Origin of the sequence: Nonomuraea indica, assembly GCF_002850745.1 — a bacterium.
Lineage (GTDB): Bacteria > Actinomycetota > Actinomycetes > Streptosporangiales > Streptosporangiaceae > Nonomuraea > Nonomuraea indica.
Genome location: NZ_KZ559471.1, coordinates 148,255 through 162,102, shown reverse-complemented (window position 1 = coordinate 162,102; position 13,848 = coordinate 148,255). Strand labels below are relative to the sequence as shown.

Annotated in this window: 12 protein-coding genes and 1 tRNA gene; 7 read left to right on the top strand and 6 right to left on the bottom strand. The window is 72.6% G+C overall.

The window, feature by feature from the left end; translation table 11 throughout:
* Positions 1-2: 2 nt before the first annotated feature.
* The 4 genes from CXR44_RS17535 to CXR44_RS17520 all read left to right on the top strand — a co-directional run bounded on the left by CXR44_RS17535 (position 3) and on the right by CXR44_RS17520 (position 3,914).
* Positions 3-1,658 carry a protein kinase family protein gene (locus tag CXR44_RS17535; RefSeq protein ID WP_101787140.1) on the top strand — a complete coding sequence of 552 codons (1,656 nt, stop codon included), beginning with the start codon at positions 3-5 and terminating at the stop codon, positions 1,656-1,658.
* Between the two features lie 50 nt (positions 1,659-1,708).
* Positions 1,709-3,112, top strand: coding sequence for a DUF2510 domain-containing protein (locus tag CXR44_RS17530; protein ID WP_101787139.1), 1,404 nt, complete (start codon positions 1,709-1,711; stop codon positions 3,110-3,112).
* Positions 3,113-3,182: 70 nt separating this feature from the next.
* Positions 3,183-3,776 carry an oligoribonuclease gene (gene orn / locus CXR44_RS17525; RefSeq protein WP_101787138.1) on the top strand — a complete coding sequence of 198 codons (594 nt, stop codon included), beginning with the start codon at positions 3,183-3,185 and terminating at the stop codon, positions 3,774-3,776.
* A gap of 65 nt (positions 3,777-3,841) precedes the next feature.
* A tRNA-His gene (locus CXR44_RS17520) sits at positions 3,842-3,914 on the top strand.
* Positions 3,915-3,993: 79 nt separating this feature from the next.
* On the opposite strand, the gene CXR44_RS41950 is transcribed toward CXR44_RS17520, so the two are convergent.
* Entirely contained in the window at positions 3,994-4,305 is a 312-nt protein-coding gene (locus tag CXR44_RS41950) for a helix-turn-helix domain-containing protein (RefSeq protein WP_342748557.1), read from the bottom strand.
* Positions 4,306-4,748: 443 nt separating this feature from the next.
* Here CXR44_RS41950 and CXR44_RS17510 point away from each other — a divergent pair, with 443 nt between their 5' ends.
* The 3 genes from CXR44_RS17510 (at position 4,749) to CXR44_RS17500 (ending at position 7,936) form a co-directional block, all read left to right on the top strand.
* Entirely contained in the window at positions 4,749-5,486 is a 738-nt protein-coding gene (locus CXR44_RS17510; RefSeq protein WP_101787137.1) for an LPXTG cell wall anchor domain-containing protein, read from the top strand.
* Complete coding sequence (locus CXR44_RS17505) at positions 5,476-7,245, top strand: DUF4012 domain-containing protein (RefSeq protein ID WP_144069992.1); 1,770 nt, start codon at positions 5,476-5,478, stop codon at positions 7,243-7,245. The genes CXR44_RS17510 and CXR44_RS17505 overlap by 11 nt, the downstream gene beginning before the upstream one ends.
* 112 nt (positions 7,246-7,357) lie before the next feature.
* Positions 7,358-7,936, top strand: a complete 579-nt coding sequence (locus CXR44_RS17500) for an arsenate reductase/protein-tyrosine-phosphatase family protein (RefSeq protein ID WP_101787135.1) — start codon at positions 7,358-7,360, stop codon at positions 7,934-7,936.
* Here CXR44_RS17500 and CXR44_RS17495 read toward each other — a convergent pair.
* From CXR44_RS17495 to CXR44_RS17475, 5 genes are read right to left on the bottom strand one after another with little or no spacing between them, the layout of a single operon-like run.
* A complete protein-coding gene (locus CXR44_RS17495; RefSeq protein ID WP_180903516.1) occupies positions 7,914-9,302 on the bottom strand; it encodes a tyrosine-protein kinase domain-containing protein in 1,389 nt (462 codons plus the stop codon). The two genes, CXR44_RS17500 and CXR44_RS17495, sit on opposite strands and share 23 nt — an antisense overlap.
* Before the next feature lie 4 nt (positions 9,303-9,306).
* Positions 9,307-10,338 carry a glycosyltransferase family 4 protein gene (locus tag CXR44_RS17490; RefSeq protein ID WP_101787133.1) on the bottom strand — a complete coding sequence of 344 codons (1,032 nt, stop codon included), beginning with the start codon at positions 10,336-10,338 and terminating at the stop codon, positions 9,307-9,309.
* Between the two features lie 5 nt (positions 10,339-10,343).
* Positions 10,344-11,333, bottom strand: coding sequence for an NAD-dependent epimerase/dehydratase family protein (locus CXR44_RS17485; protein ID WP_101787132.1), 990 nt, complete (start codon positions 11,331-11,333; stop codon positions 10,344-10,346).
* Between the two features lie 56 nt (positions 11,334-11,389).
* A complete protein-coding gene (locus CXR44_RS17480) occupies positions 11,390-12,343 on the bottom strand; it encodes an NAD-dependent epimerase/dehydratase family protein (RefSeq protein ID WP_101787131.1) in 954 nt (317 codons plus the stop codon).
* Complete coding sequence (locus CXR44_RS17475) at positions 12,340-13,521, bottom strand: glycosyltransferase (protein WP_101787130.1); 1,182 nt, start codon at positions 13,519-13,521, stop codon at positions 12,340-12,342. Before CXR44_RS17475 ends, CXR44_RS17480 begins: the two co-directional genes overlap by 4 nt.
* Between the last annotated feature and the right edge of the window lie 327 nt (positions 13,522-13,848).

The window sequence follows — 13,848 nt, the reverse complement described above, 5'->3', positions numbered from 1 at the left end:
CGATGGAGAACACGAGGGACGGAATCGCCGGCTTCCGGCTCACCCAGCACACCTGGCACACCGAGCTGGGCAACTGGATCGACGCGATCTCGCCCGACGGCCGCAGGGCCGGGGCGCTGCTGTTCGATCCGCGGGTGATCGGGCTGCCCGGCGTGCGCGAACGGGTCGTGGCGGCCGTGCTGGCCGACCAGCGGCTGGTGGCCGGCGGGACCGGCGGCCTGATACTGGTGGCCGACGTGGTCGCGGCCGGTGAGCAGGTGTGGCTGCTCACCGCCCAGGCGGTCAGCCCCACCCTGGCCGACCTGCTGGCCGCGGCCCGGCTGGACGCGGGCGGCGCGGTGGCGGTGCTGGTGGACACGGCGCATACGCTGCTGGCGCTGCACGCGGCGGGCGTCACGCACGGCTCGCTGCACCCGCGGACCGTGGTCGTCGGGGCCGACGGGGTGGCGCTGCTGTCGGAGCGCGGGCTGGCCGACGCCGTCCGCGGCCACCTCTCACCACCCGGCAACGACGTGGCGGCGTGGGCCTCCCTGGCCCGCAGCCTGGCCGCATCACTCACCGGCGGCACAGCAGGCCCGTCCGGCGGCCCGTCCGGCGGCCCGTCCGGCGGCCCGTCCGGCGGCCCGTCCGGCGGTGCGGGAGGCCCGTCCGGCGGTGCGGGAGGCGCGAGCGGCGCGTTCGCTGCTGGTGCGGGTGGCGCGTTCGCTGGTGCGGGTGGCGCGTCCGGTGGGCCGGGAGTCGTGGAGCTGGTGGAGCGGGCGGCGGCGACGGCGACCGGCTACGGTCTGGCCGCCGCCCGGGACCTGCTGCTCGGCGGGCGCGGCGCGCTGCCGGGCGGCGTGATCAGTCGTGAAGGGCTCATCCAGGCCGCGCGCGGCCGGTCGGCGTTCGCCCGCCAGTCCCCGGACGAGAGGCCGCCCGCCTACGGCGTGGTCCCCCGCGACGAGGGCGACATCGTGACGCTCCTCCACGTGCCGGGCAGCGGGACGGGCGGCGCACCCGGCGGACCGTACGGCGGTGGCGGGACAGGCGGCTCCTCCGGCGGCGGGACGGGCGGCGGGACTGGTGGCGCGATGGGTGGCGGCGCCGGCGGCGGGGCGGGGAACGGCGGGGGCTCGGGGCCGGTGCGGTTCGGGCCGGGCGTCGGGACGCGGCAGGGGACGCAGGAGACCACCGCGGAGCGGATCTGGCGGGAGGGGAGGGCGGAGGCGGAGACGCTTCAGCGGGCCGGCACGATCCGCGACCGGGCGGGCCGCGCGCGCCGCCGCCGGACGGTCGTGTCGGCGGCGGTCCTCGCGGTCGTCGTCGCCGGAGCGATCCTGGCCTGGTTCAAGCTCGGCGACACCCCGGCACTGACGGTCGCCTCGATCGAGGTCGAGGCGCCGAAGAAGACCCAGGGCTGCGACAGCGCCGTGGTCGTCAAGGGCACCATCGTCACCAACGGCGCGCCCGGCGAGGTCACCTACGAGTGGCGCAAGAGCACGGACGACGAGGTGGTCAGGCAGACGCTGCGCACCGCTTCGGACCGGACCACGTACGAGGTGCCGCTGCGGTGGCGGCTCAAGGGACGCAGCACCGTCAAGGCCACGGCCACGCTCGTCGTGCTGTCGCCCGGCCCCCGCATGACGGACAAGGCGTCCTTCACGTACAAGTGCTGATCCCCGGGCCGAACAATGCACATCAAAGCGGTTCTTACTAATCTGGCGGCATGACCACGCAGACCCCCGCGGGCTGGTACCCCGACCCTTACGGATCGCCCCAACTCCGCTGGTGGGACGGCGGCCAGTGGACCGACGCCACCCACCCGGTCGAACCGGGCGGGCAGCAGCATCAGCAGCCGGCGCCCCAGGGGCAGCCGTCGGGGCCGCGCACCGTCCCCGACGTGCCCGTCACGCCGGCCAACCCGACCCTCCGCTTCGGCGAGCCGCTGCCCGGGCTGTCCCCGTACGGGGAGGGCCCGGCGCAGCCGTCGGGGCCGGGCGAGGCGCGGCAGCCGTTCGGCGCCCCGTCGGACCCTGCCGCGCCCGGACAGCCGGGCCACGACCAGCCCCCTCCCGGACCGGCCACATCCGGCCCGCAGGGTTACGGCCAGCCGGGGTCCGGCCCGCAGAGTCACGGCCAGCCCGGGTCCGGCCCGCAGGATCACGGTCAGCCGGGGTTCGGGCAGCCGGACCAGCCCCAGCAGGGCTACGGGCAGCCAGGGTTCGGGCAGCCGGGTTACGGGCAGCCGGGTTATGGGCAGCCCCCGTCCGGGCCGGTCGGGTACGGGCAGCCCGGATACGGGCAGTCCCCGTACGGGCAGGGGCACCAGCCGGCGCAGTGGAGCGGCGCGCAGCTTCCCGGCCCCGGCTTCGGAGGGCCGCCCAAGCGGAGCAACCCGCTGCCCTGGGTGCTCGGCGGGGTGGCCGCGCTGGTCGTGATCGGCGTGCTGGCCGCGGCGGCGATCTTCCTGGTCAACCGGGACGACTCCCCCGGCACGGCGCTGCCGCCGACGGCGACGCCCACCGAGCCCCGGCAGTCCCCGGACCCGGGGCAGTCCTCGGAGCCGCCGCCTCCGACGGGCGAGCTGCCGCAGCCGCAGGACGGCCGCATCACCGACGGGCAGGCCGGCATCTCCTACGCGCCGCCGCGGGGCTGGACCGTGCCGGCCTACGGCTCCGTCAACGGCACCGACCCGGCGCGCCAGCGCTGGTCGAGCGCCGTGCAGGCGGTCTCGCACGAGAAGTACGACGGCACCGACGACTGGATCGGCAACGTCTACACGGGCTCGCTGCACGAGCTCTACCCCTACGCCGGCACCCAGAGCCTCGGCACGACGGCCAAGCTGGTCTTCACCGACTTCGCCCGGTTCTACCAGCTCTCCCACCAGACCAAGATCGTCGCCGACAAGGCGACGAAGGTGGGCGACAGGGACGCGTGGGTGTTCCAGTTCGAGCTCGACTTCAGCACGGTGTCGAAGGAGCGGGACTACAAGTGGAAGAAGGAGAACGGCGCGATCGTCCTCATGGATCGCGGCGAGGGCGAGCGTCCGGCGATCGTGTACGTGTCCGTTCCGGACAATCTCGGCACCGATGTGGTGGATCAGGTTCTCGGCTCGCTGAAGCCGGCCTGACGCATGGCACTAGGCTGGACGTGTGAGCAAGCGGGCGGGCAGCTCCGAGCCGCTTGGGCGAGGAGTGCGAATGAGTGACTTGCTGGTCTGGATCGACTGCGAGATGACCGGGCTCGACCTCGGTCGTGATGCTCTCGTCGAGGTGGCGTGCGTCATCACCGACAGCGAGCTCAACCAGGTGGACGAGGGCGTCGACGTGGTCATCAAGCCGCCGCCGGAGTCGCTGGAGCAGATGTCGCAGGTGGTCCGCGAGATGCACACCGCCTCGGGCCTGCTGCCGGAGCTGCAGGGCGGGGTGACGCTGGCCGAGGCCGAGTCGTACGTGCTCGACTACATCCGCCGCCACATCCCCGAGCCGAAGAAGGCGCCGCTGTGCGGCAACTCCATCGGCACCGACCGGACGTTCCTCTCGCGCGACATGCCCGCGGTCGACGCCTACCTGCACTACCGCATGATCGACGTCTCGTCGATCAAGGAGCTGGTGCGGCGCTGGTACCCCCGCGTCTACTTCGCCGCGCCCGAGAAGCAGGGCGGGCACCGGGCGCTGGCCGACATCACCGAGAGCATCAGGGAGCTGCGCTACTACCGCGCGGCGGTGTTCGTGGCGCAGCCGGGCCCCGACTCGAGCACGGCCCGGACACTCGCCGAGCGTGTCACGGGTTAATAGATGGCGAAACGACTCCCGAACACCGCTACACTTTTCCTGTGCCGCTTTCGCGGCGGCGCGTGGTGGGTGTAGCTCAGTTGGCAGAGCGCCAGGTTGTGGTCCTGGATGTCGAGGGTTCAAGTCCCTTCACTCACCCTTGGAGATCACTCCACGCGAAGGGCCCGGCCGAGTTCATCGGCCGGGCCCTTCGCCGTTCCGCGGACGGGTGCGCCGATCACGTCCGCCGGGCCGGCACCGCGTTCGCCGCCTCGCCCGGCCCCGCGCCGCGGAGGGGCGCCGCCGCGTCGGCGTCGCCGGCCGCGCGATCGCGCCGCGACAACCACAGCCCGATGGCCGTGACGCGGGAGTCCACGCCCAGCTTCGCGTAGATGCGGTTGACGTGGTTCTTGACCGTCTTCTCGCTCAGGAAGAGCCGCCGCGCGATCTGCCCGTTGGACTCGCCGGTCGCGATCAGATCCATGACCTCGGCTTCACGCTTGCTCAACGAGGTGAGCACGCTCTCGAACGCTGCGTCGTCGACTCTCATCCGGCCTCCGGGGGCGGGCAGACGGTCAGAATCGCCGAGGGCCCCCGTGCTTCCGGCGTTAACGGTAGACAGCGAGCATAACTCGCATTGACATGATTTGGGGGACGTTAAGGAGAAAACGCCAGCGTTCGATCGGAAGACGGCGACGGGGGACCGCGGGCGGGCGGCCCCCGGGACCACACAAGATCGTTCAACGTTCCGAACCCCCGAACCGTGCAGAGCGCACCGAAGCGGACAGCGCCCGGCGCCCGGCCTCCGAGCGCGGCGCGAGGGCATGATCGACCGTCAACTTATGGAGAATCAATTGTCCTCATTCGGTAAGGCTCGTGCGGCGCACGGAGCCCCCCAGGAGGCGGCACATATAACGGGTTCCGTAGCGAACATGTCGCTGGTATGCCGGGCGAAATGTTCCAGGGCCGCACTACCGTCACGGGGAGTCCGAAATGGCAATAAAAATCAGGAAATCCATCCTGGCCGCGGTGGCCGTCGGGAGTGGATTGGCGTTCGCCAGCACGGGGATGGCGACGGAGGCCGGTGCCGCCTCCCACCCGTCTCCCATGCTGGCGGCGCTCCAGCCGTACCCGCCGGCGCCGATCGACTGCCCCGAGGGGGGTGACGTCAACGTCTGCGCCAACATCGTGAACAACAACGTGAACGAGAACGACAACGAGGCGGACGCCGACGCCATCGCCGTCTCGCAGTCGGAGCAGGAGGCGTTCGACAACGCGCTGACCTCGGACGACCCGAACCTCGCGCCTCTCGGGGACTTCAGCGACATCCAGTCGTTCCCGAGCGCCCACGAGCTGGACGGCGCCACGGGCATCGTCAAGCCCGGCCCGCTCAACCACGAAGGCGACGAGGACGGCGACGACTCCGACGGGGACGACGGGGACGACTCCGACGGCACGTCCGAGGACAGCAGCTCCACGCAGGACAAGCACTTCACCATCGACATCGGTGACGAGGACGGCAAGGAGTTCGACGACGACTTCGGCCACGGCTGGTGGGACGAGGGCGACTGCGACGGAGGGTACTGCGAGGAGGTCGTCAAGAAGGAACTGCCCATGACGGGCACGTCCTCCGTGAGCACCCTGGCAGGAGCCGGCACCGGCCTGCTGCTCGCCGGCGCCGCCGGCACGCTCATCGCCATGAGGCGTCGCCGCTCCACCGATGCCAAGTAAGAAGCGCCTCAACCGGCGTCGAGTCGTCGTATACGGGCTGCTGAGCCCCGTGGCCTGCCTCGTGCTGGCCGGGGGGTGGTCGGCGCGTCTCGGACTGAACGTGCGGGAGCAGCTCGAAGCGACCAGGAACGCTCTGGAGAACCTCCCCGTGGGCGACCCCGCTCGGCTGGGCGGGGCGCTCGCGCTCGCGCAGCGGCACGCGGCCGAGGCGCGCCGGCTCACCAGCGGTCCGGACTGGTCGTTGCTCACCCACTCACCCGTGGTGGGTGACGGAGCGGCGACCGTTCGCGGCCTGGCCGAGTCGGCCGCCGACCTGACCGGCGTGCTCGCCGGCGTCCACCAGGCCGGTGCGGGGCTGATCCAGCCGGGTGGCTTCTCCGTGGACGACATGGGCAAGCTGCTCGACCGTCTGGACTCCTCCGCGCCGGCCCTGGCGGCCGCCACCACGAAGATCGCCGGCACCCGGGCGCGCCTGGCCGCCACCCCGGCGGACACCGGCGTGACCCAGGTCGACGAGGCGCGGGCCACGGCGCTGCGCGAGGTCGACCGGCTGCACGGCTGGCTCCGCGCCGCCTCCGACGCCGCCGTCCTCCTCCCTCCGATGCTGGGCCGCGAGGGTCCGCGCCGCTACTTCCTGGCGTTCCAGACCAACGCCGAGGCCCGCGCGACCGGCGGGCTGGTCGGCGCGTTCGGCATACTCAAGGCCGGCCGGAACGGGCTCGCCATCGAAGGGCTCTCCTCCAACAGCGCGCTGGCGACGAGCCCGCGGCCGGTCGTCGACCACGGGGCCACCTACACCGCCCGCTACGGCCGCAACGCCCAGGCCGCCCTCAACATCTCCAACCTCTCCCCGCACTTCCCCTACGCCGCCGCCACCTGGACCGCCCTGTGGGAGCGCCAGCACGGGCGGCGGCTCGACGGAGCCATCGCCACCGACCCCGTCGGCCTGTCCCACCTGCTCCGGCTGATCGGGCCCGTCTCCCTGCCCGGCGGCGAGAAGGTGACCGCCGACAACGTCGTGGACCTCACCGAACGGCAGGCGTACGCCCGCTACGACGACCAGCACGCCCGCAAGAGGTTCCTCATGCGGATCGCCGGCGCCGTCGCCGACGCGGTGACCCGCGTCCGGCCGGACCCGCGGCAGGTGGTGCCCGTCCTGTCGAAGATGGTGCACGAGCGCCGGCTGCAGATCTGGAGCCGCCGGGACGCCGAGCAGCGACGGCTGGCCGCGACACCGCTCGGCGGCACGCTGCCCGGCCGGCCCGGCCCGTACGCGAGCCTGGTGATCAACAACTCGGCCGGCAACAAGCTCGACTACTACCTGGACCGGCAGGTGGAGTACCGGCTCGGCCCCTGCCGCGCCGACGGCCACCGCGTCTCGCGGGTGCGGGTCCGGCTGGTCAACGACGTGCCGCGGCGCAAGCTCCCCGAGTACGTCACCAGCCGGCTCGACCGGCCGGGCCGGCGCCACACACCGGGCTCGAACCTGCTGTGGGTCTCGCTCTACACCGCGCCCGGCACCAAGCTCGGCGGCGTGCGGATCGACGGGCGGAGCGCGTCGGCGCTGCAGGCGGTCGAGCGCTCCCATCCGGTCCTCACGACGATGATGCACTTCGCGCCCCGGCAGGCGCGCACGCTGGAGTTCCACCTGCTGGAGCCCGCGTCGCAGGCCAGGCCCGTGGTGCCGGTGCAGCCGCTGGCCCGCCAGCAGCAGACCCGGGTCGTGTGGGACACCAGGGGCTGCACCCCGGACGGCTGAGCGGGGCGGCAGAGCACCGGACGGCTGTCCGGGCAGCCGGGCGGGGCAGGGATGGGTAAAAGGCGGCGTGCCGCGGGCGGGTCCCGGGCCGTCGCGGCCTACGGTCGCGCCCATGGAGCGTACGCCGGAGCCGGATTTCCGCATCCTGTTCGTGTGCACGGGCAACATCTGCCGCTCGCCGCTGGCCGAGCGGCTGACGCGTGCGGCGCTCGGTCCGCCGTTCCAGGTGACCAGCGCGGGCACGCGGGCCAGGCCCGGCATGGAGATGACCGAGCGCGCCCGGCGGGTGCTGCTCGGTCTCGGCGGCGACCCGGACGGGTTCGCCTCGCGGCCGCTCACCGGTGAGCTGGTGGCGGCCGCCGATCTGGTGCTGACGGCCACGGTGGCGCACCGGGCCGAGGCGGTGGCGCTGCACCCGCCGGCGACCGGGCGGACGTTCACGATCGCCGAGTTCGGCGCCCTGAGCCGGGAGGTGCCCGCCGGGCCGCTGGCCGCCGAACGTGACGTGGCGCGGCGGGCGCGGTCACTGGTCGAGCAGGCCCGGGCACTGCGCGGGCTGGTCCACGTGGACCAGCCCGACATCCCCGACCCGTTCGGCGGCTCCCGGTGGACCTACCGGGCCGCGGGACGGCGCATCGCGCAGGCGCTCGCCGCCCCGCTGCGGCTGCTCACACAGCCGCCGGGGCCTTGACCGGCGGCACGTCCTCGGGCGCCGAATCGTACCCGTAGCCGTATCCGTAGCCGTCGTAGCGGCTGGCCTTGGCCGGCACGAAGTTCAGCACCGTGCCGACGACCCGGGCGTTGATGGACGCCAGCAGCTCGGTGCCACGCTGGATGTGCTCCTGGCGCGTCTTGCCGTAGCGGGCCACCAGCATCGTCCCGTCGCAGACCGCCGAGAGCGTGGCCGCGTCGGTGACCGGCAGCAGCGGCGGCGCGTCGATGATCACCATGTCGTACTCGGCGGTGAGCTGGTCGAGCACCTGCCGCATGCCCTGCGAGGCGAGCAGCTCGCTCGGGTTCGGCGGGATCTGGCCGCTCGGCAGCACGTGCAGCCGCGGCTCTCCCCAGGTCTGGACGACCTCGGCGAGCCGGGCGCGGCCGATCAGCACGTCGGTCAGGCCGACGCCGCCCTCGATGCCGAGGTAGTCGGGGATGCGCGGGCGGCGCAGGTCGCCGTCGACCAGGATGACCCGCCAGCCCGCCTGGGCGAGGGTGATCGCCAGGTTGGACGAGGTGGACGACTTGCCCTCGTTCGGCAGGCAGCTCGTGATGACGAGCGATTTCGGCTGCCGGTCCACGCCGATGAACTGCAGGTTGGTGCGCAGCGACCGGAACGCCTCCGCCCGGGACGAGCGGCCCTTGCGGCGCACGATCAGCGGGTTGCGGCGGGCGTCGCGCTCGTACCCGATGATGCCGAGCGTGGAGCTGCCGGAGGTCTGCTGCAGCGTGTGCGAGCTCTTGACGGTGGTGTCGAGCCGGTCGCGCAGCACCAGCGCGGCCAGCGCGACGAGCAGCGAGATCAGCACGCCGAACAGGACGTTCATGGTCGGGCGCGGGCTGACGGGCGCCTGGGGCACCTCCGCCTGGTCCACCACGGTGATCTTGATCGTCGAGTGGCTCTTGGGCGTGGGCCGCTCGATCCGGTCGATCAGGTCGGTGAAGCGCGCGCCCAGGGTGTTGGCGAGCTGTGCGGCGCGGGCCGGGTCGGTGTCGGTGACGGAGGCGCGCAGCAGGACCGTGCCGGGGACGACCTCGGCGGTGATGTTGCCCTGCACGCGCCGGACGTCCTCGGGGGCCACGACCTCGCTCACCAGCCGGCGGCTGGACAGCAGGGTGGCGTACGACTGCACGCGCTGCGCCGACAGCATCCCGGCCTGGTACGCGGTGGACAGGCTGCCTTCCTTGTCGTGGCCGGAGACCAGCATGGAGGTCGACGCCACGTACGTCGGCGGCGTGTTCGCGGTGACCATGACCGCCGCGGTCACCCCGATGACCAGCGACAGGATGATGAGCAACCAGTTCCTGCGCGCCAGCCGTACGTAATAGAGCAGATCCACGGGATCAACGCCGCCTTTCACGGATTCTCGGAGGAGCTTTGAGGTGTTCGATCGGCACGTAGACGTGCACGCCCTGCAGGCGGCCGACGAGGACCGCCGTCGCGGCTACCGCGACGACCGCCACGGCCGGCGGCGGCAGCAGGCTCAGGACGGTGGCGAGCCACAGCGCGCCGGCGCCGGCGGCGACCGCGCCGAGCAGGGCGGCGACCGCCCGCACGGGCATCCCCGTCCGGCGCAGCCGGTGCGACACGTGGTCGGTGCCGCCCATCAGCGGCGAACGCCCCGCCCGGATCCGCGACAGCAGGACGACCCCGGTGTCCACTGCCGCGACGAAGGTCGGCAGGAGCAGGCCGGCGACCGTGACGTCCAGGCCGCGCCCCGTCACCAGCAGGACGGCGGAGCAGGTGAGCACGAAGCCGATGAACAGCGACCCCGAGTCGCCCATGAAGATCCGCGCCGGCGCCCAGTTGTGCGGGAGGTAGCCGAGGCACGCGCAGGTCAACCCGGCGAGCAGCAGGCCGAGCCCGGCGTGGCCGCTGACGAACGCGGTCGCGGACAGGAGCCCGGCCGTCGCCGTGGCGATGGCCCCGAGGGCGCCGTCCATGTTGTCGAGCAGGTTGAACGAGTTGGTCATCACGACGATCCACAGCACCGTGACGACCAGGTCCGGCCAGCCGCCGACCAGCGTGACGTGCACGCCGGACAGCGCGACGCCCGTCGCGGCGACCGCCTCGGCGGTCAGCCGGGTGACGGCGGGCAGCGGCCTGATGTCGTCGATCAGCCCGAGCAGGGTGATCACCGCCCCGGCCAGCAGGATCGCGACGATCCGCTGGTCGGCGTCGCGGAGCACCACGAGCAGCGGCGCGACCGTGCCGAGCACGATGGCCAGCCCCCCGAGGTACGGGGTCGGCCGCGCGTGGGCCTTCTTCTCGCTCGGGCGGTCGGTCAGGCCCCAGCGCAGCGCCAGGCGCTTGAACGACGGCACGGTCAGGCCGCTGATGAGGTAGGCGGCGCTGCCGACCGTGAGGACGAGCATTCCGCTCACCGGAGGGACGCCGCGAGGTCTTCGCGCACCTTCCTGACGACCTCGGTGAGGATCTCGTCGAGGGTGCGCCGAGGCGTCCAGCCGGTGAGCTCGCGCAGCTTGGTGGTGTCCGGCACCCGGCGGACCATGTCCTCGAAACCGTGCTGGTACGCCTCGTGGTACGGGACGAGCTCCAGCGCCGAGGTGGACCCGGTGTGGTCGATGACCAGCTTGGCCAGCTCCAGGATGCTGACCTCCTCGGCGGAGCCGATGTTGAAGGTCTGGCCGACGGCCGCCTCCAGGTCGAGCAGGCGCAGCAGCGCGTCGACGACGTCGGAGACGTGCGCGAAGCAGCGGGTCTGCGTGCCGTCGCCGAAGACCGTGAGCGGCTGCCCCGTGAGGGCCTGCTGGACGAGCCGCGGGATGACCATGCCGTAGGCGGCGCTCTGCCGCGGCCCCACGGTGTTGAACAGCCGGACCACGACGGTCGGCAGCCCGCGCTCGCGGTGGTAGGCGTTGGCGAGGATCTCGTCGACGGCCTTGGCCGTGCTGTAGGCCCAGCGCACCACCGCGGGGCTGCCGAGGATGCGGTCGGCCTCCTCGCGCAGCGGCCCGGAGGAGTTCTTGCCGTAGATCTCGCTCGTGCTGGTGATGAGGATCTTCTTGCGGTACCGGTGGGCCGCCTCGATGACGATCTCGGAGCCGCGGATGTTCGTGGTCAGGCACCGCAGCGGCTGCTCGACGATCAGCTTCACGCCGACCGCGGCGGCCAGGTGGACGACCGTGTCGCACTGGTGCACGAGCTCGTCCACCATGAGCTCGTCCAGGACCGAGCCCTGCACGAAACGCAGGTCCGGGTGCGGCCGGAGGTTCTCCAGCCGGCCGGTGGACAGGTTGTCCAGGACGATGACCGCGTCGCCGCGGGCGAGCAGCGCGTCGGTCAGGTGCGACCCGACGAAGCCGCTGCCGCCGGTTATGAGGTAGGTGGTCTTCGCTGAATTGCTCACAGGCTTCCCCTAGTCACATACGTCGAGAGCTTGCAATGCCGGGGGGAAGCGGCAGGTCAGGCGGACACACCCGGGCCTGAGCCGCCCGCCTTCTCGTGCCAGGCCACCGTGAGCCTGAGCCCCTCTTCGAGCGAGACGGGCTCCACGGCGGGGAACAGCTCGCGCAGCAGCCTCGGCGAGGCCTGCGACTGGCGGATGTCGCCGGCCCGGGGCGGCTGGAGGTCCGCTTCGAGGGGCCGGCCGAGCACCCCCGCCAGGACGTCCATGAGTTCGCGCAGCGTGACCCGGGTGCCGAAGGCGAGGTTGACGGGCCTGTCGCTGACCACCCTGCGGACGGCGGCCTCGATCAGCACGGCCGTCACCGAACCCACGTAGGTGAAGTCGCGTGCCTGGTGACCGTCGCCGTGGACGGGGACCGGCCGGCCGCGCAGCGCCGCCGACACGAACGCCGGGATGACGGCCGCGTAGGCGTGGTCCGCCGGCTGCATCGGACCGTAGACGTTGAAGAAGCGGAACGGCAGGACCGGCAGGCCGAAGCTGCGGGCGTAGGCCAGCGCGTACGCCTCGGTCGCGAGCTTGCTCGCGCCGTACGGGCTGAGCGGCCTGGTGGGCAGGTCCTCGTGCTTGAACGGCTCCGCCGAGTCGCCGTACACCGAGGACGACGAGGCGAGGACGACGTGCGGGGCGGTGGCCCGGCACGCCTCCAGCACGTGCAGGGTGCCGGTGGCGTTGACCGTGTGGGAGGCCAGCGGGTCGGCGAGGGAGCGCGGCACCGACGGGCGGGCCGCCAGGTGGACGACGGTGGTGGCGTCGGGCACGAGGTCGGCCAGCAGGTCCCGGTCGAGGATGCTGCCCATGACGAACCGCACGCCGACGCCGTCGAGGTTGGCCAGGTCGCCGGTGCTCAGGTCGTCCAGCACCGTGATCTGTTCGACCTCGGGGCGGGTGGCCAGCGCGCGGCACAGGTTGGCGCCGATGAAACCGGCGCCGCCTGTCACGAGTACTCTCACTGCTTCGTTACCTCCGGGATGGAGCGGCGCCCGGACGGGGCGCTCAGCGACCGGTAGAGCTCCTGGGTGTCGGAGACGAGCCGGTCCACGCCGAACTCGTGCGTCGTCCAGGTGCGGCCCTCCTCGCCCATCCGGAGCGCAAGAGCCCGGTCCGACAGGAGCCGGATCGTGTGGTCCGCCAGTTCGACGGCGTCGGTGGCGGCCAGCAGGCCGGTCTGCCGGTCGCGGACGACCTCGGCGACGCTGCCCACGCGGGTGGAGACGACGGGGACCCCGGCCATGCCCGCCTCGACGAGGGTCAGCGGGGTGCCCTCGTTGTCGGAGGTCAGGACGACGACGTCGGCGGCCGCGTAGACGGTCTCGACGTCCTTGCGCCAGCCGAGCAGGTGGAAGGAGTCGCCGAAGGGCCGCGCGTCGCGCTCCACGGAGGCGGCCAGCTCGCCGCCTCCGCACACCACGAAGTGGCAGCCGGGCACGCGGTCCTGCACCATCCGGGCCACGGCGAGGAACCGGTCGGGGCGCTTGACCTGGGTGAGCCGGCCCACGTACGCGACGACCGGCGCGAGCGGCGGGATGCCGAGCAGGTCGCGGGCGGTGGACCGGTCGGGGACCGGGCCGAGCCCGACGCCCGGCGGGATGACGACGTACTGGCCGGGCCGGCCGATGCCGGCCGCGAGCAGGTCGTCGCGCACCTGCGCGCCGACCGTCACGAGCCGGTCGGACAGGGCGGCGAGGAACCGCTCGGTCTGCACGTAGAGGCGTCGTCGGGCGGGTGTGAAGTAGCCGTGCAGGAGATGGCCGTGGAAGACGTGCACGCGAGCCGCGCCCACCCCGGACAGGCGGGCAGCGACCCGGCCGAGGGCCCCGGCCTTGGCCGTGCGCGTGTGCACGATGTGCGGGCGGAACTCGCGCATGGCGCGGACCAGCCACAGCAGCGCGCGGGCGTCGTCACCGGGCCGGACCGACCTGCCGAGACCCGGCACCCGGTGCACGCGTGTCCCGGCCTGCCGGAGCTGGAGGTGGTCCTCCTCGTCGCCGTCCACGTGACCGGTGTAGAGGCGGTGGTCGAACTCGTCGCGGTTCAGCCGCTCGTACAGGCCCAGGACCTGAGTGGCGGGGCCGCCGACGTTCAGGCGCGCGATGATCTCCATGACACGGATGCGGTCGTCGGGTTTCACTCACGGGCTCCTCGGTGCTGGCCTGGTCACGTCGGAGAAGCTAACCCGTCGCCTGATATTTCGCCGACACCGTCACGGCGGTGCCGAAATGTTTTTCCTATTCCCTACCTTCGCATGAGCCAGCGAAACGCCCGTACCAGCCGCCACGTTTTTCCGACAAGCCGGACATGCCATCCTTTTTGGTGAGGCGAGCCGCAAGAAACGCTGGTCCTTATTGTCACCGGGGCTGGGCAGCGAAAACGTAATCCCCGCCCCATTGGCGCCCCCGGATGCCGGACCGTGCGCCTTTGTTCCCGGTCAGGGGGTTGGCCGCCGACTAAGGTCCGA

Bases quoted from the DNA above. Each gene is read 5' to 3' on its own strand.
- CXR44_RS17530 (WP_101787139.1), top strand. From the start codon at position 1,709: ATGACCACGCAGACCCCCGCGGGCTGGTACCCCGACCCTTACGGATCG.
- CXR44_RS17490 (WP_101787133.1), bottom strand. From the start codon at position 10,338: ATGCTCGTCCTCACGGTCGGCAGCGCCGCCTACCTCATCAGCGGCCTG.
- CXR44_RS17505 (WP_144069992.1), top strand. From the start codon at position 5,476: ATGCCAAGTAAGAAGCGCCTCAACCGGCGTCGAGTCGTCGTATACGGG.
- CXR44_RS17510 (WP_101787137.1), top strand. From the start codon at position 4,749: ATGGCAATAAAAATCAGGAAATCCATCCTGGCCGCGGTGGCCGTCGGG.
- CXR44_RS41950 (WP_342748557.1), bottom strand. From the start codon at position 4,305: ATGAGAGTCGACGACGCAGCGTTCGAGAGCGTGCTCACCTCGTTGAGC.
- orn (WP_101787138.1), top strand. From the start codon at position 3,183: ATGAGTGACTTGCTGGTCTGGATCGACTGCGAGATGACCGGGCTCGAC.
- CXR44_RS17535 (WP_101787140.1), top strand. From the start codon at position 3: ATGGAGAACACGAGGGACGGAATCGCCGGCTTCCGGCTCACCCAGCAC.
- CXR44_RS17500 (WP_101787135.1), top strand. From the start codon at position 7,358: ATGGAGCGTACGCCGGAGCCGGATTTCCGCATCCTGTTCGTGTGCACG.